The organism is Corynebacterium senegalense (genome assembly GCF_900411315.1).
Taxonomy (GTDB): domain Bacteria; phylum Actinomycetota; class Actinomycetes; order Mycobacteriales; family Mycobacteriaceae; genus Corynebacterium; species Corynebacterium senegalense.
Map to the genome: position 1 here is coordinate 726,905 of NZ_LS990887.1, position 21,498 is coordinate 748,402.

Sequence of the window (21,498 nt, forward strand, 5' to 3'; positions counted from 1 at the left end):
GCGCCGGTTTTTCTGTCCTGTGTTCGAGGTTGGTGAAGGGGTTTTTAGTGAGGATTGCAGTTCTTGGCGGAGACGGGTTTTGCGGCTGGCCAGCCTCGTTGCACCTGTCGGACCTCGGCCACGACGTCGTCATCGTGGACAACCTCTCGCGCCGCCGGATCGACGAGGAGCTCGGGGCGCAGTCGCTGACCCCGATCGCGACCGTCGAGGAGCGCATCGCCGCGTGGGGGGAGGTCTCGGGCCGCCGCCTGGGCTTCCGCAACCTCGACGTCGCCCGCGACTTCGATGGCCTGCTCGACTTCCTCACGGAGTTCCGCCCGGACGCCGTGATCCACTTCGCCGAGCAGCGCGCCGCACCCTACTCCATGAAGAACCAGCGCACGAAGCGCTACACCGTGGACAACAACGTCAACGCCACGCACAACCTCCTCGTCGCGATCGTGGAGTCGGGTCTCGACGTCCACGTCGTGCACCTGGGCACCATGGGCGTCTACGGCTACGGCACCGCGGGCATGAAGATCCCCGAGGGCTACCTCGACGTCACCGTGCAGACGGAGGAGGGGGAGACGGTCGAGCAGCAGATCCTCTACCCCACCAACCCGGGCTCGGTCTACCACATGACCAAGGTGCTCGACCAAAACCTCTTCGCCTACTACGCCAAGAACGACGAGCTGCGCATCACCGACCTGCACCAGGGCATCATCTGGGGTACCCACACCCCGCAGACGCAGCGCGACGAGCGCCTCATCAACCGCTTCGACTACGACGGCGACTACGGCACCGTGCTCAACCGCTTCCTCATGCAGGCGGCGGTCGGCTACCCGCTCACCGTGCACGGCACCGGCGGGCAGACCCGCGCCTTCATCCACATCCGAGACATGGTCAAGTGCATCCAGATCGCGCTCGAAAACCCGCCGGCGCGGGGCGAGCGCGTCAGAATCTTCAACCAGATGACAGAGACGCACCGGGTCCGCGACCTCGCCGAGCTCGTCGGCCGCATCTCGGGCGCCGAGGTGGCCTACGTGCCGAACCCGCGCAAGGAGTCCGCCGAAAACGAGCTGCACGTGGCCAACGACACCTTCCTCAGCCTGGGCCTGGAGCCCACCTTCCTCGAGGAGGGGCTGCTGCACGAGGTGGAGGACGTCGCCAAGCGCTGGGCCGACCGCGCCGACCGCTCCAAGATCCCGGCCCGCTCCCTGTGGACCTCCGCGCAGTCCGAGGGCGTCCCCGCCGGCGAGAAGTAGATGCGCATCGCCCTGTTCACCGAGGTCTTCCTGCCGAAGATCGACGGGGTGGTCACACGCGTGACCCGCACCCTCGACCAGCTCGCCGAGATGGGCCACGAGGTCCTCGTCTTCGCCACCGGCAACCCGCCCGCCGAATACGCCGGCTTCGAGGTGGTGCGCGTGCCCTCCCTGCCGTTCTGGCCGGTCTACCCCGAGATCCACTTCGGGCTGCCCGACCCACGCGTGGCGTGGCGCCTCGCCCGCTTCTCCCCCGACGTCGTGCACGCGGTCAACCCCATGTGGACGGCGGGCTTCAGCTCGCTCTACGCCCACGCCCGCGGCATCCCGGTGGTCGCCTCCTTCCACACCGACGTCCCCGAGTACACGGTGCGCCTCGGCATCCCCTGGGTCAAGCCCATCGCGGAATGGGGACTGCGCCTGTTCCACACGCGCGCCCGCGCCAACCTCGTCACCTCCGCGCCGATGCTGGAGAAGGCGGCGGGCTACGGAATGGGGGACCTCGAGCTGTGGCCGAAGGCTGTGGACACGGTGGGATTCTCCCCCGAGCTACGCTCCCGCGAGGCGCGGTCGCTGCTCAGCGACGGCCACCCCGACGCGCCGCTGGTCACCTACGTCGGCCGCATTTCCGCCGAAAAGGACGTCGAACGCACCCTCGGGATCATGGAGGAGGTCCGCAGCCGCGTCCCGGGCGCGAGGCTCGCGCTCGTCGGCGAGGGCCCCCAGTACGCCCAGCTGCGCGAGCGGATGAAGCGCGACTGGATCACCTTCACCGGCTACCTCTCCGGCGCCGACCTCGCGGCCGCCTTCGCCTCCGGCGACGTCTTCCTCTTCCCCTCCACGACGGAAACACTGGGGTTTGTGGCCCTGGAGTCCTTCGCCTCCGGAGTGCCCGTGGTCGGGGCGCGGGCGGGCGGCGTGCCCTTCGTCATCGACGACGGCACGACGGGTTTCCTCGTCGAGCCCGAGCTGCCCGACTCGGCCTGGGCCGAGCGCGTCGCTCAGCTGCTTGACGACGCCCCACTGCGCGCCCGGATGGCCCACGCCGCGCGCGAGGAGGCGCAGCGCTGGTCCTGGCGGGCCTCGACCGAGAAGCTGGTCGAGGTCTACCGGGGCGCCACTGGGGCGTCGTAAAGCGGGCTTCTAGCGGATCTCCTGCGGGTCCTTGCGCTCCGGGTAGATCTTCGGGCGCACGCCCCCGATCTCCTCGACGATGCGGATGACCTGGTTGGAGTAGCCGTACTCGTTGTCGTACCAGACGTAGAGCACGAGGTGGTTGCCCGAGGCGATCGTGGCCAGGCCGTCGACGACACCCGCGTGGGTGGAGCCGAGCAGGTCGGTGGAGACGATGTCCGGGGAGTTGATGTAGTCGATCTGCTGGCGCAGGTTCGAGTCGGTGGACACGCGGCGCAGGAACTCGTTGACCTCGTCCTTCTCTACCTCGTTCTCGAGGTCGAGGTTGAGCACCGCCATCGAGACGTCCGGCGTGGGGACGCGGATCGCGTTGCCGGTCAGCTTGCCCTCGAACTCCGGCAGGGCCTTGGAGACAGCCTTCGCGGCGCCGGTCTCGGTGAGCACCATGTTCAGCGCTGCGGCGCGGCCGCGGCGCGGGCCCTTGTGGTAGTTGTCCGCCAGGTTCTGGTCGTTGGTGTAGGCGTGGACGGTCTCGACGTGGCCGTGCTTGACGCCGTAGCGGTCGTTGATCACCTTGAGCACCGGGGTGATGCCGTTGGTGGTGCAGGACGCGGCGGAGATGACGCGGTCGGACTCGTCCGAGGTGATGTCGGCGTGGTTCACGCCGTAGACGATGTTGCGCACGTCGCCCTTGCCCGGGGCGGTGAGCACGACGCGCTCGACGCCCTTGGATTCGAGGTGCTGGGACAGCCCGGCGCGGTCGCGCCAGCGGCCCGTGTTGTCCACCACGATGGCGTTGTTGATGCCGTAGCTGGTGTAGTCGATGGCGGCCGGGTCGTCCGAGTAGATCATCTGGATCGGGGTGCCGTTGGCCCAGATGACCTCGTTCTCCTCGTCCACGGAGATGGTGCCGTTGAAGGGGCCATGGACCGAGTCGCGGCGCAGCAGGGAGGCGCGCTTGACGATGTCGTCGTCACCTTTCTTGCGTACCACCACGGCGCGCAGGCGCACGCCGCCGTACATGCCCTCGCGGGCGATGAGGATGCGGGCCAGCAGGCGGCCGATACGGCCGAAGCCGTAGAGGACGACGTCGCGCGGCTCGAGCTCGCTGCCGGCGTTAATGACGTCGCCGAGCTGCTCCTCGAGGAAGGCGCGCAGGTCCTGCCCCTCGGTGCGCGAGTAGTTCTTGGCCAGGCGGCCGAGGTCGATCGAGGCGGTGCCGAGGTTGAGCTGCACGAGCTCCTTGAGGATCGGCAGGGTGTCGTCGAGAGGCAGCTCGCGCTCGACGATGCGGCGGGCGTAGCGGTGCGCCTTGATGATCTCGATGTCGGTCACGCCCACCAGCAGACGGCCGTAAATGGAGGTGACCACGTTGTTCTCGCGGTGCAGCTGGCTGATCAGCGGCAGCATCTCCTGCGCCAGGGTGAGCTTGTGGTTCCAGTCGTTCTGGGTGGAGGTTGCTTCAGTCACAATCGTCCTTTTTCCGGGGTGGGCAAAACGGGTGAAGGCGCGAACCGGGGGTGCGCATCTCCCCTTGATTCTAGCCGAATGCTCATTCGGGGGACGAGACGCAGCGCAACCGGACACCCCGGGGGGACCCCCGGCTACCCCAGCACCGCGCGGTACTTCCCGGGGTCCGGCTCGAGGGCGAAGGAGGCGTCCCTGGACTTGTCCACCAGGACGGCGCGCACACCTTCGGCGAAATCGGGCTCGCGCATGAGCACCGCTCCGAGGGCCCGCTCGTTGCGCAGGGCACCCTCCAGGTCACACGCGGAGTTGGCGCGCATGAGCTCGGCCGAGGCGACGAGGGCGGAGGGCGAGGCGTGGGCGGTGAGCTCCTCTGTCAGCGCGGCGAGCTCCGGGTACTCGCCGAGTCTGCCCCGGATCTCCGCCCAGGGGCCGACGAACACCTCGTCGACCGGGCCGTAGAGCTTCTCCAGCTCGGACTCCCCGGGGGCCAGGGCAAGCTCACCCAAGACGCCGATCCCCTCGCGGGCGATGCGCTCCGCCAGGCCCTCCAGCGAGGCGACCTTGTGGGTGGCGAGCCCGGTGGCGAGCATGTCGTCGGCGCTCATGCGGTAGCCCGTCAGGGCGAGGAAGGTCCCCAGCCCCAGCGACGGGTGGCCGGGCAGGTTCTGCAGCTTCCAGCTCATCCCCACGTCCGTGGCGAACCCGATGTTCATCTCGGGCATGGAGGCGAAGGCTCCCTCCGCGACAACGAAGTGCGAGCCGTGCGCGGAGATGCCCAGGCCGCCGCCCATGTCGACGCCGCCGACCAGCGCGATGTACGGCTTCGGGTAGCGGTCGATGGCGAGGTTGAGCGCGTACTCCCGCTCGAAGAAGTCGTCGACGCCCTCCGCGTCGCCGCCGAGGACGCCCTCGCGGGCGGCGCGGACGTCGCCCCCGGCGCAGAAGTGCTTGCCGGAGGACTGGATGACCACCTGCTCGATCCCCTCGTCCCCGCGCCAGGCATCGAGGGCGGCGGCGATGAGGTCAATCATCTCCCCGCTGAGGGAGTTCAGGGCCTTCGGCCGATCGAGGGTGATGATTCCGGTCTTCTCCACGACGGAGGTGGCCACGGGAGCGTTCATGCAGTCAGTGTTCCACATCACACCCACGGGCGTGAGCAAATCAACCGAACGGTTGATTCTCGCCAGCCCCCGCAACCCCTAGTGTTAGGTAAGCCTTACCTACCTAATGAACGGAGGGACACCGTGACTCTCGCCCCCACCCTCGCCCCGCTGTCGACCGCACTTCGTGAGGAAACCGCCGCCGCCCACCGCGACGCCGAGAACACCCGCTTCATGTCCAGCCTCCTCGAGGGCGCGCTCGGCCGTGCCGAGGTCATCGACCTCACCGCCCAGTACTGGTTCATCTACAGCGCGCTCGAGCGGGCGGTGCGCCGCCTCGCCGCCGACCCGATCGCGGCAGCCGTCGCCGACACCCGGCTCGAGCGGGTCCCCGCCCTGGAGCGAGACCTCGCCCACCTCATCGGCCCCGAGTGGCGCGCGGAGATCAGCCCCGCCGCCGCGACGCTCGCCTACGCGGCGGAGCTCGACGGCCTCGACCCCGGCGACGCCCCCGCCGTCGTCGCCCACCACTACGTGCGCTACCTCGGCGACATCGCCGGCGGGCAGGTCATCGCCCGCACGCTGTCCACCGCCTACGGCCTGAGCGCCGAGGAGCTGAACTTCTACGACTTCTCCGCGGTGGGCAAAATCCCGCCCTTCCGCGCGGCCTACAAGGCGGCCCTGGATTCACTCGACCTCACCCCCGCGCAGCGCGAGCAGCTGCTCCGCAGCGCCACCGGCACCTTCGCCCGCAACCAGGCGGTCTTCCGCGAGCTCGAGCAGCGCAGCGAGAGGCTCTGAGGCGCTTGTCGACGCCACCCCGCCGCCCAACCATAAGAACGGGCGCATAGTATGGCGGAAATGACGATCGACTTCACGGACACCGCCGACCTCGTCGCCCCGCAGCTGCTCGGCTGCCTCGTCACACACAATGGCGTGACCGTCCGGCTCACCGAGGTGGAGGCTTACCTCGGCAAGGACGACCCCGCAGCCCACACCTACAAGGGCCCGACCGCCCGCAACGCCGCCATGTTCGGGCCGCCCGGCAGGTTCTACGTCTACTTCTCCTACGGGATCCACCACAACGGCAACATCGTCTGCGCCCCCGAGGGCACCGGGCAGGGCTGCCTCCTGCGCGGCGGGGAGGTCGTCGCCGGCGAGGATCTCGCGCGACAGAGGCGGCAGCGCCCCGAGCGCGCCCTCATCCCCCACGAGAATCTCGCCCGCGGCCCGGGGAACCTGGGCCAGGCCCTCGGCCTGCAGCTGAGCGACAACGGAACCCCCGTCCAGCTCACGGCCCGCGAGGCTGAGCCCGAGTGGGTGCGGGGCACGCGCATCGGCATCACGAAGAACGCGGACGCGCCGCTGCGCTTCTGGGTCCCCGGCGACCGGACGGTGTCGACGCCGAGGGGGCGTCGCTAAGCCTTCTTCTTTTTCTTCTCGCGCCGGTCCTTCTCGAGCTTCGAGGCGACGTCGGGCACGTAGTTGAACTCGTCGCGCGGCGGGCGCTTGTAGTCGTCGCCCGAGGGGCGCTCGGGGATCTCGGGCAGGTCCTTTTCAATGCGCTCGTAGGGCACCGTGGACAGCAGGTGCGAGATGACGTTGATGCGCGAGCGCTTCTTGTCCTCGCTCTCCACCGTGTACCAGGGCGCCGAGGGAATGTCCGTGTGCACGAACATCTCGTCCTTCGCGCGGGAGTACTCCTCCCACTTGGTGATGGATTCGAGGTCCATCGGCGAAAGCTTCCAGCGGCGCAGCGGGTCCTCGAGGCGCGACTCGAAGCGGCGGTACTGTTCCTCGTCGGAGACGGAGAACCAGTACTTGCGCAGCATGATGCCGTCCTCGACCAGCAGGCGCTCGAAGATCGGCGCCTGGTGCAGGAAGCGGCGGTACTCCTGGGAGGTGCAGAAGCCCATGACGCGCTCGACGCCGGCGCGGTTGTACCAGGAGCGGTCGAAGATGACGATCTCGCCCGCGGCGGGCAGGCGCTCGACGTAGCGCTGGAAGTACCACTGCGTCTTCTCCCGCTCGGTCGGCGCCGGCAGCGCCTCAATGCGGCAGGTGCGCGGGTTGAGGTACTGGGTGATGCGCTTGATGGCGGAGCCCTTGCCGGCGGCGTCGCGGCCCTCCATCACGATGACGAGGCGGGCGCCGGTCTCCACCACCCACTGCTGCATGTCCACGAGCTCGGCCTGCAGGCGCAGGAGCTCTTTCTCGTAGGCCTTCTTGGACAGCTTCGGCGGCTGGGTGCGGTTCTTCTCCTCGCTCATGACCCCCAACGCTACCCCACCATTTCGGCGCCGACCCAACCCGCTTTAGTCGGCCTCCACCTTGAACTCGGCCATCTCGTCCCACTCGGTCTTGCCCTCGATCAGGGTGTTGATGATCTCCGGGGTCTTCTCCAGGATGGTCGGGAAGAATTCGGTGGCCTTCTGGAAGTGCGCCGAGGAGACGTGCGCCTCCGCAGAGTCGTCGCGGAACCCCTCCACCAGGATGTACTCGCCCGGGTTGTCCTCGTTGCGGTACCACTCGAAGAAGAGGCAGCCTTCCTCTGCGCGGGTGGCCTGGGTGAATTCGTCGACAAGCTCGCGGAAGTTCTCCGCGTGCTCGGGCTTGGGGGTGAACTTCACGTTGATCAGAATCATGGGCCCCAGACTACCCGGGAACGGAATTCCGCCACGCGCGCGGTATAAATGAGGTATTGACCACATGTGGCATGGGCGACCCCGGGGCTCCGGGCCCGCCTGCGCCACATCCTGTTTTCTACGGAGGGCACACACCTGTGAGCACAACCATTGACCTGAACGCCGACCTGGGTGAAACCACGGCCGGCAACCCGGTCGCCGACGACGCAGCCATGCTGGGCATGGTCTCCAGCGCGAACGTCGCCACCGGCTTCCACGCCGGGGACCCCCACTCCATCGCCGGGACGCTCGCCGCGGCCGCCGCCGCGGGCGTCGTCGTGGGCGCGCACCCCGCCTACAACGACCCGGCCGCATTCGGCCGCCGCTTCGTCGACTACGCCCCCGCTGAGCTCGCCGACGAGGTCCTCTACCAGATCGGCGCCCTCGACGCCCTGGCCCGCGCGAACGGCACGCAGGTGCGCTACGTCAAGCCCCACGGGGCGCTGTACAACACCATCGTCCACCACGAGGCGCACGCCCGCGCGGTTGTCGACGGCATCAGGGCGTTCAGCCCGGACCTGCCCGTCATGCTCCTGCCGGGCGGCGTCGCGGTGGACATCGCCGAAAAGGCGGGCCTGCGCGTCGTCCGCGAGGCCTTCGCCGACCGCGGCTACAACCCGGACGGCACGCTCGTCTCCCGCCGCGAGCCCAACGCCGTCATGCACGACCCGGAGGACGTCGCCAAGCGCGTGCTCCAGGTCGCCGCGACGGGCTCCGTCACCGCCGTCGACGGCACCGAGGTCAAGGTCGCGGCCGAGTCGGTGTGTGTCCACGGCGACTCCCCCGGCTCCGTCGAGCTGACGCGCAGCGTGGTCGCGCGCCTCGCCGACGAGGGCATCGAGATCAGGAGCTTCCTGTGAACGCACCCGTGATCAAGCGCGTCGGCACCCGCGCGCTCATGGTGGACCTGCCCAGCCTCGACGCGGTCATGGACTGGCACTCCGCCCTGTCCTCCGCCCCCTTCGAGCACCAGACCGACGTCGTCGCGGCCGCGCGCACCATCCTTCTCACCTTCGACTCCCCCGCCGTCACCGCCGCGGCGGCCGAGGCGCTGCGCTCCTTCGAGCCCGGCGCGGCCTCCCGGGCCACGCCACGCGACATCGAGATCGAGGTGCTCTACGACGGCGCCGACCTCGACGAGCTCTCCTCCTCCCTCGGCATGAGCCGCGCGGAGCTGATCGAGTGGCACACGAAGACCACCTGGGTCGCCGCCTTCGGCGGCTTCGCGCCCGGCTTCACCTACTGCGTGCCCGAGGACTCCTCGCGGGCGCTGGACATCCCCCGCCGCGCGACCCCGCGCACCGAGGTCCCCGCCGGGGCCGTCGCCCTGGCCGGCGACTTCTCCGCGGTCTACCCGCGCACCTCTCCGGGCGGATGGCAGCTCATCGGCACCACCCGGACCCCGATGTGGGACTCCTCCGCCACCCCGCCGGCGCTGGTCGCCCCGGGCGACCGGGTGCACTACGTGGCCGTCGACGAGCTGGCGGGGGCCGCCGAGACGAGCCACCGCCACCTCGCGCGCCCCGCGCGGCGCCCCATCTTCACCGTCGACGACCCCGGCCTGCAGACCCTGTACCAGGACCTCGGCCGCCAGGGCAACGGCAACCTCGGCGTGACCACCTCCGGCTCCGCCGACCGCGCCTCGGCGCGCACCGCGAACGCCGCCGTGGGCAACAAGCGCAACGCCACCCTGCTGGAAAACGTCGGCGGGCTCACCCTCACGGCGCTGGCGGAGACGGTCGTCTGCGTCACCGGCGCCGACGCTGACGTCACCGTCGGGGGCCGGCCCGCCCTGCTGGCCACCCCACTCATCGTCCCCGCGGGCGCCGAGCTGGTCGTCGCCCCGGCACGCACCGGCATGCGCACCTACATCGCCGTGCGCGGCGGGCTCATCGCCGACACCGAACTCGACTCCGCGGCCACCGACATGCTTTCCGGGCTCGGCCCCGCGCCGCTGCGGGCGGGCGACACTGTCTCCATGTCGCTGGTCCCGCCGCAGTCGGCCAACGCCCTTCTGAGCAACCCGCTGCGCGTGACTTCCGAGGGCGGCACCACCGTCGGCGTCGTGCGCTGCGTCCTCGGCCCCCGCGACGACTGGTTCCCGCAGGAGGCGATCGACCGCTTCCTATCCACCACCTTCACCGTCACGCCGGAATCCAACCGCGTCGGCCTGCGCCTCGAGTCAGACACCCCCATCGAGCGCGACCGCGCCGGCGAGCTGCCCTCCGAGGGCATGGTGGCCGGCTCCATCCAGATCCCGCCGTCCGGCCAGCCGGTCGTGTTCCTGCGCGACCACGCCGTGACCGGCGGCTACCCCGTGATCGCCACGGTAATCAACGAGGACGTCGACATCGCAGCCCAACTCCCGCCCGGCGGTAAGATCCGCTTCGAGCTCCACTCCCTCTAAGGACTTTCACTCCATGACTCTCAAAGCTGTACTCATCGCCAACCGCGGGGAGATCGCCGTGCGCATCGCCCGCACCGCCCGCGACCTCGGCATCCGCTCCATCGCCGTCTACTCCGAGCCGGACACGGGCGCGCTGCACACCCAGATCGCCGACGAGGCCTACCTCCTGCCGGGCAAGACCTCGGCGGAGACCTACATGAACATCCCGGCGCTCATCGACATCGCCCACCGCGCGGGCGCCGACTGCCTGCACCCAGGCTACGGCTTCCTCTCCGAGAACGCCGACTTCGCCCGCACCGTGCAGGAGGCCGGCCTGACGTGGATCGGCCCCTCGCCCGAGTCCATCGAGCTGCTCGGCGACAAGCTCGCCGCGCGCGCCGTGGCCGTCGAGGTCGGCGCCCCGCTCGCCCCCGGCACCTCCGAGCCGCTGGAGACCTGGGAGCAGGCCCGCGACTTCGCCACCGAGCACGGCATGCCGATTGCCATCAAGGCGGCATTCGGTGGCGGCGGCCGCGGCCTGAAGGTCGTGTTCGACGTCGAAGACATCGAGGAGGGCTTCAACTCCGCCGGCCGCGAGGCCCGCGAGGCCTTCGGCCGCGGGGAGTGCTACGTGGAGAAGTTCCTCACCCACCCGCGCCACGTCGAGGCGCAGGTGCTTGCCGACGCCCACGGCAACGTCGCCGTCCTCGGCACCCGCGACTGCTCCACGCAGCGCCGCTTCCAGAAGCTCATCGAGGAGGCCCCGGCTCCCTTCCTCACCGAGGAGCAGCGCCGCGGCATCGAAGAGGGTGCGCGCGACATCTGCCGCAAGGCGGGCTACGTCTCTGCCGGCACCGTGGAGTACATCGTCTCCGAGGACGGCACGGTGTCCTTCCTGGAGGTCAACACCCGCGTGCAGGTTGAGCACCCCGTCACCGAGGCGGTCACCGGCGTGGACATCATCGCCGAGCAGTTCCGCATCGCCGACGGCCAGCCGCTCTCGTTCGCCGGGCGCGACCCGGAGATCACCGGCCACGCCTTCGAGTTCCGCATCAACGCCGAGGACGTGACCAACGGCTTCGCGCCCTCCCCGGGCACCATCACCCGCTTCGACGTGCCCACCGGCCCGGCCGTGCGCGTGGACACCGGCGTGCGCACCGGCACGACGATCCCGGCCTACTACGACTCGCTCATGGGCAAGCTCATCGTCTGGGGCCCCGACCGCGCCACCGCGATCCGCCGCGCCCAGCGCGCGCTCGACGAGTTCGCCATCGAGGGCGTGCGCTCCGTGCTGCCCTTCCACCGCGACATGATCACCTCGCCGGAGCTGACGGGCGACAGCCTGGGCGTCTACACCGACTGGGTGGACCACAACTACTCGCCCTCGGCGAAGCACTACGTCGACGACATCGAGCACATCTACGACGAGCGCACCAGCGTGGTCATCGAGATCGACGGCAGGCTGCACACCGTGGGCATCCCGACCTCCCTGCTCAACGCGGGCGGCGGGGCCGGCGCCGCAGCCTCCCCCGAAGCGGGTGCCGAGGCGGCCTCGGCCAACGCGGTGACCTCGAAGTACGAGGCCACCATTGTGGAGTGGCTCGTCGCCGACGGCGACGTCGTGGCCAAGGGCGACGCGCTCGCCACCATCGAGGCGATGAAGATGGAGTCCACCATCAAGGCCCCACGCGCCGGCCAGGTCTCGCTGGCAGCGGCGCAGGGCGAGCGCGTCAAGGCGAACGCCACCATCGCGACGATCTCCTAGATCCCTCCTCTCCCGGACCCGTCAGGGGACCTGGTAGAAGCTGTCGCGGACGTCCGTGACCAGCATCTTGCCCGGTGAGTGGCAGATGGCCAGGTCGGGCCGGGAGTTCATCACGATGGACTGCGGGGTCACCCCGCACGCCCAGAACACGGGGATGGTGCCCGGCGCGATGTCGACGGCGTCGCCGAAATCGGGGGCGCCCAGATCGGAGATCCCGATGGCGGCTGGGTCGCCCACGTGCACGGGCGCCCCGTGCACCGCCGGGTAACGCGAGGTCACGCGCACCGCGTCGGAGACCTGCGAAGCGGGGATTGGGCGCATGGACACCACCATCTTGCCCGAAAACGCCCCGGCGGGGACGCAGTCGATGTCTGTGAGGTACATCGGGACGTTGCGGCCCTGCTCGATGTGGGCGACGGGCACGTTGGCGTCGAGAAGCGCCTGCTCGAACGTGAAGGAGCAGCCGATGAGGAAGGCTACGGTGCCGGGGGTCCAGTAGCCGGTGGCGTCCGCGACCTCCTCGACGAGCTCGCCGTCGCGGAACACGCGGTAGGCGGGAATGTCGGTGCGGATGTCACCGCCCGCCAGCAGCTCGGAGTTCACCTGCCCCGGCTCGAGCACGCCCAGGATCGGGCAGGGCTTCGGGTTGCGCTGCGCGAACAGGAGGAAGTCGAAGGCGTACTTCCGGTCGAGGGCGATGAGGTTGGCCTGGGCGTAGCCAAGCGAAAAGCCCGCCGTCGTGGCGAATGCCCCGGGGTCGGAGCTTTCGCGGAAGAGCGCGCGGGCTTTGTCAGGGGTAAGCAGGGCATGCGACATGCCCCGAGTTTACGCCCAGAGTGCGGAGAGACCGGAGATCGACTTCACACCCATGAAGAGGGTGAGGATGAGCACGAGGCCGCCGATGACCAGCAGCCAGGTCGGGTACTTGTAACCCTGCAGCAGGTCCTTGCGGCGCCACGCCGCCCACATCACCACGGCGAAGCCGATGGGCAGGATGAGGCCGTTGAAGGCGCCCGCGAAGATGAGCAGCGTCTGCGGAGCCTTGCCCAGCAGCAGGTAGAGCACGGCGCACACGGCGACGAAGCCGACCGTGAGGAAGTTGCGGGTGCGCTCCGGGGTCTTCTGGGTGGTGACGAAGGAGACCGAGGTGTAGGAGGCGCCGATCACCGAGGACAGGCCGGCCGCCCAGAGGACGAGGCCGAAGGCGCGCAGGCCGAACTCGCCGGCGGCGTTGTAGAAGGCGTCGGCGGCCGTGTTGTCCTTGGACAGGGCCACGCCGGTGGAGACGACGCCGAGCACGGCGAGGAAGAGCAGCACGCGCATGACGCCGATGACGACGATGCCGAGGATGGAGGAGTTGTTGATCTGCTTCAGATTTTCCACGCCGGCGTTGCCGGAGTCGATGAGGCGGTGCACGCCGGCGAAGGTGATGTAGCCGCCGACGGTGCCGCCGATGAGGGTCGTGATGACCAGGAAGTCGACCTTCTCGGGCAGGACGGTCTGCTTCAGCGCCTCGCCCACCGGGGGCTGGGAGACGATGGCGACGTAGAGCATGAGCAGGATCATGATGGCGCCGAGGGCCACGACGATGCGGTCGAGGGCGACGCCGGCGCGCTTGGACAGGAACACGAAGATCGCGATCGCGGCGGACACGGCGCCGCCGATGCGGGCGTCGATGCCGAACATCGCGTTGGTGCCGAGGCCGGTGCCGGCGATGTTGCCGATGTTGAAGACGATGCCGCCGGCGAAGACGAGCACCGCCATCACCCAGCCGAGGCCGGGCAGGACCTCGTTGCCGAGCTCGTTGGCGCGCAGGCCGGAGATGCCCAGCACCCGCCAGACGTTGAGCTGGATGGCAATGTCGACGAGGATGGACAGGAGGATGGCGAAGGCGAAGGCCGCCCCCATCTGGACGGTGAAGACGGAGGTCTGGGTCAGAAAGCCCGGGCCGATCGACGAGGTTGCCATGAGGAAGACGGCACCAATCGCCGGGCCAATGCCGCGCGGGGCGCTGGCCTTGGTGTCGTGGGAGCTCGGCGTCTCGTGGGCGGGAGCACTCATTGTGACACCCCTTTCAGTGTGAAGTTAAACGTGACGTGAGAAATAGTAGAGCACCGCGCCCCAATCCCCTATCCCGCTACTCCTCAAGCCGTTCTCCCAGCTCCAGCCACTCCATTTCCAGCTCGTCGCGCGCGTCCTTCGCCTCCCCGAGCTCGCGGGTCTTCTCGCCGATCGCAGCGAAATCGGGGGCCTCCCTGCCCGACATCTCAGCGATCTCAGCTTCGAGCCGCCCCGCCTCCTGCTCGGCCTTGGCGATCTTGCGCTCCAGCGCGTTCATCTTCTTGCGCAGCTCGCGCTCCTCCTGGGAGCTCAGCGCAGAGCGCTTCTCGACGCCCCCCTCGCGCTTCTCCCCGAGGTCCAGCGGCCCGGAGGCCCCCTCCTCGGCCGCGCGGCGCTCGATGTACTGCTGGATCCCGCTGGGCAGGTTGGTCAGCGTGCCGTCGCCGAACAGGGCGTAGGTGGTGTCGGCGATGCGCTCGATGAGGTAGCGGTCGTGCGAGATGACCACCAGGGTGCCGGGCCAGTTGTCGAGCAGGTCCTCCAGCTCCTGGAGGGTGTCGATGTCCAGGTCGTTGGTGGGCTCGTCGAGAAGCAGCACGTTGGGCTCGGCCATGAGCACGCGGGTGAGCTGGAGGCGGCGCCGCTCCCCGCCGGAGAGGTCGCCGACGGGGGTGCGCTGGCGCTTCGGGGAGAAGCCGAGGCGCTCTGCGAGCTGGGAGGCGGAGACCTCCTTCTTGCCCACCTGTACGTAGGTGGCGACGTCCTCGACGGCGTCAATGAGCCGGCGGGAGGGGTCGAGGTCGTCGAGCTCCTGACGCAGCCAGCCGATGCGGGTGGTCTGGCCCTCGATCCGCCTGCCCGCGGCGAGCGGGTGCTCCCCGGCCAGCGTGCGCAGCAGGGTGGTCTTGCCGGAGCCGTTGACGCCCACGAGCCCGATCCGCTCGCCCGGCGCCAGGCGCCAGGTGAGGTGGTCGACGAGGGTGCGCCCGTCGGGGGCGTCGATGCGCGCATCCTCCAGCTCGATGACAACCTTGCCCTGCCGCTGCCGGGAAAACGCCATGAGCTCGACGGTGTCGCGCGGGGCGGGCACGTCCGCGATGAGCGCCTCGGCCGCCTCGATGCGGTAGCGCGGCTTGGAGGTGCGCGCAGGCGCGCCACGGCGCAGCCACGCGAGCTCCTTGCGGGCGAGGTTCTGGCGGCGCTGCTCGATGGCGTCGGCCTGGCGGGCGCGTTCGGCGCGGGCGAAGGTCCAGTCGTTGTAGCCGCCCTCGTAGACGTCGACGGCGCCGTCGTGCACCTCCCAGGTCAGGGTGGCCACGGTGTCGAGGAACCAGCGGTCGTGCGTGACCACGACCACGGCGACCTTCCGGGACAGCAGGTGGTCGGCGAGCCACTGCACGCCCTCGACGTCGAGGTGGTTGGTCGGCTCATCGAGCACCACGAGGTCGAGGTCCTGCACCAGGGCGGCGGCGAGGTTGACGCGGCGGCGCTCACCGCCGGAGAGGTTGCCCACCGGGGTGTCCAGCCCGAGGTCGACCACGCCCGTGCCCTGCAGCACCTCGCGCACCTTCGCGTTCGACGCCCACTCGAAGGTCTCCAGCCCGAGCGGCTCGACGACGGCCTGGCCGACCGTGAGCTCCTCGTCGAGGTCGAAGCGCTGCGTGACCACCGCCATGCGCAGCTCGGAGTTGTGCGAGACGCGCCCGGAGTCCGGGGGCTCGATGCCGGTGAGCACCTCCAAAAGCGTCGTCTTGCCGCCGCCGTTCACGCCGACGATGCCGATGCGGTCACCGGTCTGGACACCGAGGGAGACGGCGTCGAGAAGCGTTTTCAGCCCCCAGGTCTTGGAGACGTTTTCGAGATTGATCAGGTTAGCCATAGGGCTTTCAGTTTAGGCGCTTCAGTCCAGCATCCGGTTCAGCGTGGAGGCGCGCTGGAACAGGGTGACGATGTGGGCGCACGCCAGCGCGTCCGAGTCCGCCCGGTGGTGCTGGAGGGCGAAGCCCGGCGCGCAGTAGGCGGCCACGGTGGGCAGGCGGTGGTCGGGAAGCTCCGGAAGGAGACGGCGGGCCGTGCGGCAGGTGCAGTAGAACTCGCGCGGGAAGGTCCCGGTGGCCCAGTAGCGGTCCAGGCCGCGCCACACGGAGGCGTCGAAGGTGGCGTTGTGGGCGTAGACGGGCAGGTCGGCGACGAACTCGTGGACCTCGTCGGCAATGTCGAACCAGCTCGGCGCGTCCTCCACGTCGCCACGGTAGATGCCGTGGATGTGGGAGAACTCGAAGCGGATGTGCTCCTCCGGCGGGCGCAGGTAGGTGGTGATGCTCCCCGTGACGCACCCGTCGCGCACCTTCACCAGCGCCACCTGGCAGGCGGAGGCGCCGCCGACGCGGTTAGCCGTCTCGAAATCCACGGCGACGAACTCCCCGCGCATAAGGGCGGCGCGGCTGGGGATGTACGTCGAGGCGCGCCTGCGGCGCGGCGGCGCGGCAAGGTCCACCTCCGGGCCGGGGAGGACAGGGGCGCCGTCGAGCCAGTTGCGCAGAGCGCCGGTGAGTGATGCATCCATGCGCCGGAGGCTACACCGGACCCCGGACACGGGGCGAACGTGCGTTCGAAAATGGGCGCGCTAGTGCGGCTGCGCGCCCGGCCCCGGGCCCGTCGTGGCGAATGCCTCGCAGCCGGGGAAGCGCTCCCGCAGCCCGGCGAGGGCCCCCTCGGCCTGCCCGCCATCCCGGCACAGCACAGCCACGGTGGGACCCGACCCCGAGACAACCGCGCGCAGGCCCATCTCCCCCGCCGCCTCGAGCAGGCGGCGCAGCTGGGGGCGCATGCGCACGGCGGCCGGCTCCAGGTCGTTGTGCAGCGCCGCCGCCACGGCCTCCGGGTCCCCGCTGAGCAGGGCGCGGGACAGCGCGGCGGTGTCCAGGCGCGGGACGAGGGCGGGGTTGTCGTGGCGCAGGTCGTCGAGAAGCGAAAAGGCCTCGCCCGTGGGCAGCCCCACGCGCGGGTTGACGAAGACCCAGTGGTACTCGCCGCGGGCGATCATCTCCACGAGGTCGTCGCCGCGGCCGGTCCCCAGCGCCGTCCCACCCATCAGGCAGAAGGGCACGTCGGCGCCGAGGCCGCGGGCCAGGCGCAGCAGCACGTCGCCGTCGAGCGGGGCGCGCCCGAAGTGGCCCACGTACTCGTTGGCCGCCACCAGCGCCGCCGCCGCGTCCGCCGATCCCCCGGCCATCCCGCCGGCGACGAAGACGGTCTTTTCCACCACGATCCTCAGCCGCGGGAACTGCGCCGCCGGCCCCGGGTACTGCCGGCGGTACTCCGCCACCACGGCGTCGACGGCGCGCCAGGCCAGGTTGGAGGGGGTGTTGATCTCCTCTGCCGGCTCGGCGACCTCGAAAAACGTGCTCATCTCGCGCACCACGGAGCCCTCGCCGACCATCTCCAGCGCGGGGTCGACGAGCAGCCGGACCGCTTCACGACGCCCCACCGCCTGAAACACCGTCACCAGGTCGTGGTAGCCGTCCTGGCGCGCCTCCCCGACGCCGAGGTGCAGGTTGACCTTGCCGGGCGCCGAGGCGCCGAACTCAGTGCGCACGGGCCGCCCCCAGGCGGGCGAAGTCGGACACCGACAGCTTCTCCCCGCGCAACCCCGGGTCGATCCCGGCGGCGCGCAGGGCCTCCTCCGCGGCGGCGGGCGAGCCGTAGGCGCCGGCGAGGGTGGAGCGCAGGGTCTTGCGCCGCTGCGCGAACGCGGCGTCGATGAGCGGGAAGACCTGCTCGCGCTGCTCGCGCGGGAAGGGGGAGGTGACGTCGATGCGCACGAGCCCGCTTTCGATGTTGGGGGCCGGCCAGAAGACGTTCTTGCCGATCACCCCGGCGCGCGAGACCGGGCCGTAGAAGGAGGCCTTCACGCTCGGCACGCCGTAGATCTTGGAGCCCGGCTCGGCCGCCAGCCGGTCCGCGACCTCCTTCTGCACCATAACGAGCACGCGCCGGATCGTGGGGAACTCCGCCAGCAGGTGCAGCAGCACCGGCACGGAGACGTTGTAGGGCAGGTTGGCCACCAGGGCGGTGGGCTCGACGTCGAGGTCTTCCCGGCGCACCTTCAGGGCGTCCTTGTTGATCACGCTGAGGCGCTGCGCGTACTCCGGGGCGCGCTCCCCCACGGTCTGGGCCAGCCGGCCCGCCAGCCGGGGGTCGATCTCCAGCGCGACGACCCGCTCCGCGGTGTCGACGAGGCCGAGGGTCAGCGAGCCCAGGCCGGGGCCCACCTCCACGACGGTGTCGAAGGGGTCGAGCTCCGCGGCGGCCACGATGCGCCGCACGGTGTTCGGGTCGTGCACGAAGTTCTGTCCGAGCTTCTTCGTGGGCACCACGTCGAGCTCCTGGGCCAGCTCCCGGATCTCCACCGGGCCCAGCAGGTGGGCGTCAGTCATGGTGTTCTAGGTTAGCAGCGCCGCCGCGCGCCCCGGCCGCGCGCCTAGCGCAGGCCGAGCTTGGCGGTGCAGGCCGGCCAGGCGCCCCAGCCCTGGGCTGCCTGGGTCTTCTCGGCGATGGCGATCTGCTGCTCGCGGGTGGCCTGGTCGGCCGTGGGTGCGTACTGGGTGCCGCCGTAGGCGGCCCAGGTGGACTGGTTGAACTGCAGGCCGCCCTGGTAGCCGTTGCCGGTGTTGATGGACCAGTTGCCGCCGGACTCGCAGGCCGCGATCGCGTCCCACACGGATCCGCCGGCGACGGCGGGGGCGGAGGCCGCGGCGGCAGCGGCGGTGGGCTTGGTGCCGCGCGCGACGGTGGCCGGCTTCGCCGGGCGGGTCTCCTTCTCGCTGACCTGGCCCGCGGACTCGACATGGCCGTTGACCGTGACGGTGCGGTGGACGATCTTCTTCTCGCCCTTCACGCCCGGCTCGCGGACCTCCTCGGTCCCCTTGTCCAGCGAGGCGTCGTCGACGTAGGTGGCGGGGGCGTCGAACTCGACGGTCTCCTCGGTCTCGCCGATCTCGACGCGGTCGATCCGGATCTCCATGTTCTCCTCGACCGGGGCGCTCAGCGGGACGCTGACGCGGTCGTTGGAGTCCACGGTCATGCCGCGGGCGGCGAGGAGCTGGCCGACGGTCTTCTTTGCGGCGGAGGTGTAGATGACGTTGCCGCCGTCGTTGATGGAGACGATCTTCGGGGTGGTCACGTCGACGGTCATCCCGTCGGTGAGCGGCTGGTCGGGGTCGACGTCGGTGGCGACGGCGGCGTTCATGCCGGCCTCGCCGATCAGGTCGGCCACGGTCGCGGCGGTGGAGGTGACCTGCTGCTCCGCGCCGTCGACGACGAGGGCGACCGGCTTGGCGGTGCGCACCGTCACGGTGTCGCCACTGGCGAGCTTCTCACCGGGCGCCGGGTAGACGAGGTCCTGGGCGCCGAGGTCGACGCCCGCGGCCTCGAGGGCGCCCTCGACGTGTTCGGAGTAGGTGCGGATGGTGGTGGCCTGGCCGTTGACGTCGACGGTGACGCTCTTGGAGGCGGCGGCTGCCGTTGCGGCTCCGCCGACGAGGACCGCGCCCGCGACACCGCCGGCGACGATGCGCTTGGTGGTGGAGGCGGTGGAATTGATGCGCTTGGCAGACATAAACGTTCGTCCCTTGGCTCTGTTACGGAAGGCGGGTGCGATAACGAGAGGTAACAATACGGTAACAACCGCGGGAGGGCAACAACGACACGCGGGCCCTCGCACCCTCCGCACCACCCGCCCCACTGCGCTCACCCACCACAGAACAGCTGGGGTTTCGGCGGCCGGTGACGTGGCGCACAGCCGCCGGAGGACCTCAGAGCCCGAAGACCCGGCCGAAGGTCTCCCCGACCTCCGCGGCGAGCTCCTCGACGCCCATCCCCCGGGCCTCGGCCACGACGCGGGCCGTGTGGCCGATGAGCGCCGGCTCGTTGCGCGCCCCGCGGAAGGGCTCCGGCGTCATGTACGGCGCGTCCGTCTCGATGAGCAGTTGCCCGGCCGGCGCAAGCGCGGCCGCCTCACGCAGGCCAACGTTCCGCTTGAACGTCACGTTGCCCGCGAACGAGAGCACGTAGCCGCGCCCGATCGCCTCCCGCGCGACGTCGACGGGGGAGGAAAAGCAGTGCAGCATCACCTCCCGGGGCCGCGGCGCGTCCGCGAGGATACGCATCAAATCGGCGTCCCCCTCCCGGTTGTGGATCATCAGCGCCTTGCCGTGCTCCACCGCCAGGTCGATGTGCCAGCGCAGCGCCTCCTCCTGCACCTCGAGCGGCGCGGTGCGCTCCGGGTCGTGGGTGATCCAGTACGTGTCGATCCCAGTCTCTCCGATCGCCACGCAGCGCGGGTCGCGGGCCATCTCCCCCAGCCGCTCCCGCGCGGCGTCGTCGAGCTCCGCGGCCCGCGTCGGGTGGATCGCGCAGGCGGCGTAGACCCGATCGTTGTCCTGGGCCGCGCGCAGCGCGAGCTCCGCCTCGTCGAGGCCGTCGCCGACGGTGCAGATCCGCTCGACTCCGGCGTCCACCGCCCGCGCCACCAGTTCGTCCACGTCCCCGCCCGTGGAGGCGAGGTGGGTGTGGGCGTCGACAAGCCCCGCGATGGGGTCCGCGGGGACGGGAACGGGTCGCTTCTTTGCCATGCCCCAAGCCTATTGTTGGGGCATGGCTTTTTCAGAAATCAGCGCCTCCACCAGGCGGAGGATCGACGCCGACCTCGCGGAGGCCGCCGGCCGCGGGATCAACGGCGGGGTCGACGCCATCGCCGCGACCTTCGAGGAGATCCTCACCGAGTACCTTGCCCTCGACGCCGACCTGCGGCGCAGCTACCCCCGCGGCGAGACCGCCCGCGTCGTCGGCACCGCGCTCGGTGAAGCCCTCGTGCGCGACCACGGCTTCGAGTGGGCCATGCTTTCCGACGACTACGGCACCGACCTGGTCGTCGCCCGCGGCGAGAAGTACACCGCTCCCCTCGTCGTGGTGGACACTCGCTTCGAGGACGAGGAACCGGGCAAGCTCACCACCTTCCTCTCCCAGTTCCTCTAGCGCCCCTCCAGCTCGGCGATGCGCGCCTGCAGCCGTGCGATGTCCGCCCGGTAGAGGTCGATGCGCTCCTCCACCTGCTCGCGCGTATGGCGCGGGGCTATGTACTTGGCGCAGTTGGCGTCGGTGGCGGCCACGTCGACGACCATCGCGCGCCGGTACGGGCTGCGGATCCGCCCGCCGGCGGCCCCGGAAAGCTGCTCCATCAGCTGCGGGTCGTCCTCGCGCTCCACGACGCGCGCGGTGCCGAAGACCTTCAGCCGCGAGCGCGTGGGGTAGTCGATGAAAAACAGGCACACCCGCCCGTCGCGGTCCACGTTGCCCGTGGTGACGAACTGGCGGTTGCCAGCGAACTCCAGCCAGCCGAGCCGCGCCGGGCCGAGGACGTGGACGAAGCCCTCGGGGCCTCCCCTGTGCTGGACGTAGGGCCACCCCGCCCCCGTCACCGTGGAGAGGAAGAAGTGCGAGCTGTCCGCGATGAGCGCCCGCTCGGCGGGGGCGAGCTCGAACTCCTCGCCCGCGCGCGGCAGTTCCATCTCCAGCGAACCCTGCCGGGCGCGCACGAACCTGTCGTAGGCGATGTCCTGGTACTCGAGGGGCCGATTTTCCATGCCCCGAT

21 protein-coding genes are annotated in these 21,498 nt (G+C 70.2%); 8 read left to right on the forward strand and 13 right to left on the reverse strand.

The genetic code is table 11. From position 1 onward, the window contains the following. Window positions 1-47: 47 nt before the first annotated feature. Both DYZ02_RS03545 and DYZ02_RS03550 read left to right on the forward strand, forming a co-directional pair. Window positions 48-1,244 (forward strand): NAD-dependent epimerase/dehydratase family protein, encoded by a 1,197-nt coding sequence (locus DYZ02_RS03545; protein ID WP_115685008.1) that lies wholly within the window; start codon window positions 48-50, stop codon window positions 1,242-1,244. After that, window positions 1,245-2,378, forward strand: coding sequence for a glycosyltransferase (locus DYZ02_RS03550; protein ID WP_115685009.1), 1,134 nt, complete (start codon window positions 1,245-1,247; stop codon window positions 2,376-2,378). A 9-nt stretch (window positions 2,379-2,387) separates the two neighbouring features. Here DYZ02_RS03550 and DYZ02_RS03555 read toward each other — a convergent pair whose 3' ends face one another. Together DYZ02_RS03555 and DYZ02_RS03560 are read right to left on the reverse strand one after the other, a co-directional pair. Then, window positions 2,388-3,848 (reverse strand): glyceraldehyde-3-phosphate dehydrogenase, encoded by a 1,461-nt coding sequence (locus DYZ02_RS03555; RefSeq protein ID WP_281268964.1) that lies wholly within the window; start codon window positions 3,846-3,848, stop codon window positions 2,388-2,390. Between the two features lie 134 nt (window positions 3,849-3,982). After that, entirely contained in the window at window positions 3,983-4,969 is a 987-nt protein-coding gene (locus DYZ02_RS03560; RefSeq protein WP_115685010.1) for a 3-hydroxyisobutyryl-CoA hydrolase, read from the reverse strand. A 123-nt stretch (window positions 4,970-5,092) separates the two neighbouring features. On the opposite strand from DYZ02_RS03560, the gene DYZ02_RS03565 reads away from it, so the two are divergent. Next, the gene (locus DYZ02_RS03565; RefSeq protein WP_115685011.1) at window positions 5,093-5,749 is read left to right on the forward strand and encodes a biliverdin-producing heme oxygenase; all 657 of its coding nucleotides are present in this window, start codon (window positions 5,093-5,095) and stop codon (window positions 5,747-5,749) included. A 60-nt stretch (window positions 5,750-5,809) separates the two neighbouring features. Further along, on the forward strand, window positions 5,810-6,370 hold the full coding sequence (locus DYZ02_RS03570) for a DNA-3-methyladenine glycosylase (protein WP_115685012.1): 561 nt from the start codon (window positions 5,810-5,812) through the stop codon (window positions 6,368-6,370). On the opposite strand, the gene ppk2 is transcribed toward DYZ02_RS03570, so the two are convergent. Then, window positions 6,367-7,218 carry a polyphosphate kinase 2 gene (gene ppk2, locus DYZ02_RS03575; RefSeq protein ID WP_115685013.1) on the reverse strand — a complete coding sequence of 284 codons (852 nt, stop codon included), beginning with the start codon at window positions 7,216-7,218 and terminating at the stop codon, window positions 6,367-6,369. The genes DYZ02_RS03570 and ppk2 overlap by 4 nt on opposite strands. A gap of 45 nt (window positions 7,219-7,263) precedes the next feature. Beyond that, a complete protein-coding gene (locus tag DYZ02_RS03580; RefSeq protein WP_115685014.1) occupies window positions 7,264-7,593 on the reverse strand; it encodes a putative quinol monooxygenase in 330 nt (109 codons plus the stop codon). A gap of 137 nt (window positions 7,594-7,730) precedes the next feature. Here DYZ02_RS03580 and DYZ02_RS03585 point away from each other — a divergent pair, with 137 nt between their 5' ends. From DYZ02_RS03585 to DYZ02_RS03595, 3 genes are read left to right on the forward strand one after another with little or no spacing between them, the layout of a single operon-like run. Beyond that, on the forward strand, window positions 7,731-8,492 hold the full coding sequence (locus DYZ02_RS03585; protein WP_245945625.1) for a LamB/YcsF family protein: 762 nt from the start codon (window positions 7,731-7,733) through the stop codon (window positions 8,490-8,492). Next, window positions 8,489-10,039: a 5-oxoprolinase subunit B/C family protein gene (locus DYZ02_RS03590; protein WP_281268966.1), complete on the forward strand. Its 1,551-nt coding sequence runs from the start codon at window positions 8,489-8,491 to the stop codon at window positions 10,037-10,039. Before DYZ02_RS03585 ends, DYZ02_RS03590 begins: the two co-directional genes overlap by 4 nt. A gap of 13 nt (window positions 10,040-10,052) precedes the next feature. Next, the gene (locus tag DYZ02_RS03595; protein WP_115685016.1) at window positions 10,053-11,783 is read left to right on the forward strand and encodes an acetyl/propionyl/methylcrotonyl-CoA carboxylase subunit alpha; all 1,731 of its coding nucleotides are present in this window, start codon (window positions 10,053-10,055) and stop codon (window positions 11,781-11,783) included. A 21-nt stretch (window positions 11,784-11,804) separates the two neighbouring features. Here the strand turns inward: DYZ02_RS03595 and DYZ02_RS03600 are convergent, their stop codons facing one another. The 8 genes from DYZ02_RS03600 to DYZ02_RS03635 form a co-directional block, all read right to left on the reverse strand. Beyond that, window positions 11,805-12,599, reverse strand: a complete 795-nt coding sequence (locus DYZ02_RS03600) for a putative hydro-lyase (protein WP_115685017.1) — start codon at window positions 12,597-12,599, stop codon at window positions 11,805-11,807. A gap of 9 nt (window positions 12,600-12,608) precedes the next feature. Beyond that, the gene (locus tag DYZ02_RS03605) at window positions 12,609-13,844 is read right to left on the reverse strand and encodes an NRAMP family divalent metal transporter (RefSeq protein WP_115685018.1); all 1,236 of its coding nucleotides are present in this window, start codon (window positions 13,842-13,844) and stop codon (window positions 12,609-12,611) included. 76 nt (window positions 13,845-13,920) lie between these two features. Beyond that, on the reverse strand, window positions 13,921-15,723 hold the full coding sequence (locus DYZ02_RS03610) for an ABC-F family ATP-binding cassette domain-containing protein (RefSeq protein WP_115685019.1): 1,803 nt from the start codon (window positions 15,721-15,723) through the stop codon (window positions 13,921-13,923). Window positions 15,724-15,744: 21 nt separating this feature from the next. Further along, window positions 15,745-16,410 (reverse strand): exonuclease domain-containing protein, encoded by a 666-nt coding sequence (locus tag DYZ02_RS03615; RefSeq protein ID WP_181896883.1) that lies wholly within the window; start codon window positions 16,408-16,410, stop codon window positions 15,745-15,747. A gap of 60 nt (window positions 16,411-16,470) precedes the next feature. Next, window positions 16,471-17,442: a 4-(cytidine 5'-diphospho)-2-C-methyl-D-erythritol kinase gene (locus DYZ02_RS03620; RefSeq protein ID WP_115685020.1), complete on the reverse strand. Its 972-nt coding sequence runs from the start codon at window positions 17,440-17,442 to the stop codon at window positions 16,471-16,473. Further along, window positions 17,432-18,283 carry a 16S rRNA (adenine(1518)-N(6)/adenine(1519)-N(6))-dimethyltransferase RsmA gene (rsmA, locus tag DYZ02_RS03625; protein WP_115685021.1) on the reverse strand — a complete coding sequence of 284 codons (852 nt, stop codon included), beginning with the start codon at window positions 18,281-18,283 and terminating at the stop codon, window positions 17,432-17,434. The genes DYZ02_RS03620 and rsmA overlap by 11 nt, the downstream gene beginning before the upstream one ends. 44 nt (window positions 18,284-18,327) lie before the next feature. After that, window positions 18,328-19,464, reverse strand: coding sequence for a resuscitation-promoting factor (locus DYZ02_RS03630; RefSeq protein WP_115685022.1), 1,137 nt, complete (start codon window positions 19,462-19,464; stop codon window positions 18,328-18,330). A 196-nt stretch (window positions 19,465-19,660) separates the two neighbouring features. Continuing rightward, window positions 19,661-20,479: a TatD family hydrolase gene (locus tag DYZ02_RS03635; RefSeq protein WP_115685023.1), complete on the reverse strand. Its 819-nt coding sequence runs from the start codon at window positions 20,477-20,479 to the stop codon at window positions 19,661-19,663. A 22-nt stretch (window positions 20,480-20,501) separates the two neighbouring features. Between DYZ02_RS03635 and DYZ02_RS03640 the strand changes: the two genes are divergently transcribed. Further along, window positions 20,502-20,882, forward strand: coding sequence for a DUF3806 domain-containing protein (locus DYZ02_RS03640; RefSeq protein WP_115685024.1), 381 nt, complete (start codon window positions 20,502-20,504; stop codon window positions 20,880-20,882). Here the strand turns inward: DYZ02_RS03640 and DYZ02_RS03645 are convergent. After that, the gene (locus tag DYZ02_RS03645; RefSeq protein WP_115685025.1) at window positions 20,879-21,490 is read right to left on the reverse strand and encodes a pyridoxamine 5'-phosphate oxidase family protein; all 612 of its coding nucleotides are present in this window, start codon (window positions 21,488-21,490) and stop codon (window positions 20,879-20,881) included. The two genes, DYZ02_RS03640 and DYZ02_RS03645, sit on opposite strands and share 4 nt — an antisense overlap. Between the last annotated feature and the right edge of the window lie 8 nt (window positions 21,491-21,498).

Coding starts and splice junctions, on each gene's coding strand:
- DYZ02_RS03550 (WP_115685009.1), top strand. CDS start 1,245: ATGCGCATCGCCCTGTTCACCGAGGTCTTCCTGCCGAAGATCGACGGG.
- DYZ02_RS03560 (WP_115685010.1), bottom strand. CDS start 4,969: ATGAACGCTCCCGTGGCCACCTCCGTCGTGGAGAAGACCGGAATCATC.
- DYZ02_RS03610 (WP_115685019.1), bottom strand. CDS start 15,723: ATGGCTAACCTGATCAATCTCGAAAACGTCTCCAAGACCTGGGGGCTG.
- DYZ02_RS03605 (WP_115685018.1), bottom strand. CDS start 13,844: ATGAGTGCTCCCGCCCACGAGACGCCGAGCTCCCACGACACCAAGGCC.
- DYZ02_RS03580 (WP_115685014.1), bottom strand. CDS start 7,593: ATGATTCTGATCAACGTGAAGTTCACCCCCAAGCCCGAGCACGCGGAG.
- DYZ02_RS03595 (WP_115685016.1), top strand. CDS start 10,053: ATGACTCTCAAAGCTGTACTCATCGCCAACCGCGGGGAGATCGCCGTG.
- DYZ02_RS03630 (WP_115685022.1), bottom strand. CDS start 19,464: ATGTCTGCCAAGCGCATCAATTCCACCGCCTCCACCACCAAGCGCATC.
- DYZ02_RS03570 (WP_115685012.1), top strand. CDS start 5,810: ATGACGATCGACTTCACGGACACCGCCGACCTCGTCGCCCCGCAGCTG.
- DYZ02_RS03645 (WP_115685025.1), bottom strand. CDS start 21,490: ATGGAAAATCGGCCCCTCGAGTACCAGGACATCGCCTACGACAGGTTC.
- rsmA (WP_115685021.1), bottom strand. CDS start 18,283: ATGACTGACGCCCACCTGCTGGGCCCGGTGGAGATCCGGGAGCTGGCC.
- DYZ02_RS03600 (WP_115685017.1), bottom strand. CDS start 12,599: ATGTCGCATGCCCTGCTTACCCCTGACAAAGCCCGCGCGCTCTTCCGC.
- DYZ02_RS03635 (WP_115685023.1), bottom strand. CDS start 20,479: ATGGCAAAGAAGCGACCCGTTCCCGTCCCCGCGGACCCCATCGCGGGG.
- ppk2 (WP_115685013.1), bottom strand. CDS start 7,218: ATGAGCGAGGAGAAGAACCGCACCCAGCCGCCGAAGCTGTCCAAGAAG.
- DYZ02_RS03640 (WP_115685024.1), top strand. CDS start 20,502: ATGGCTTTTTCAGAAATCAGCGCCTCCACCAGGCGGAGGATCGACGCC.
- DYZ02_RS03615 (WP_181896883.1), bottom strand. CDS start 16,410: ATGGATGCATCACTCACCGGCGCTCTGCGCAACTGGCTCGACGGCGCC.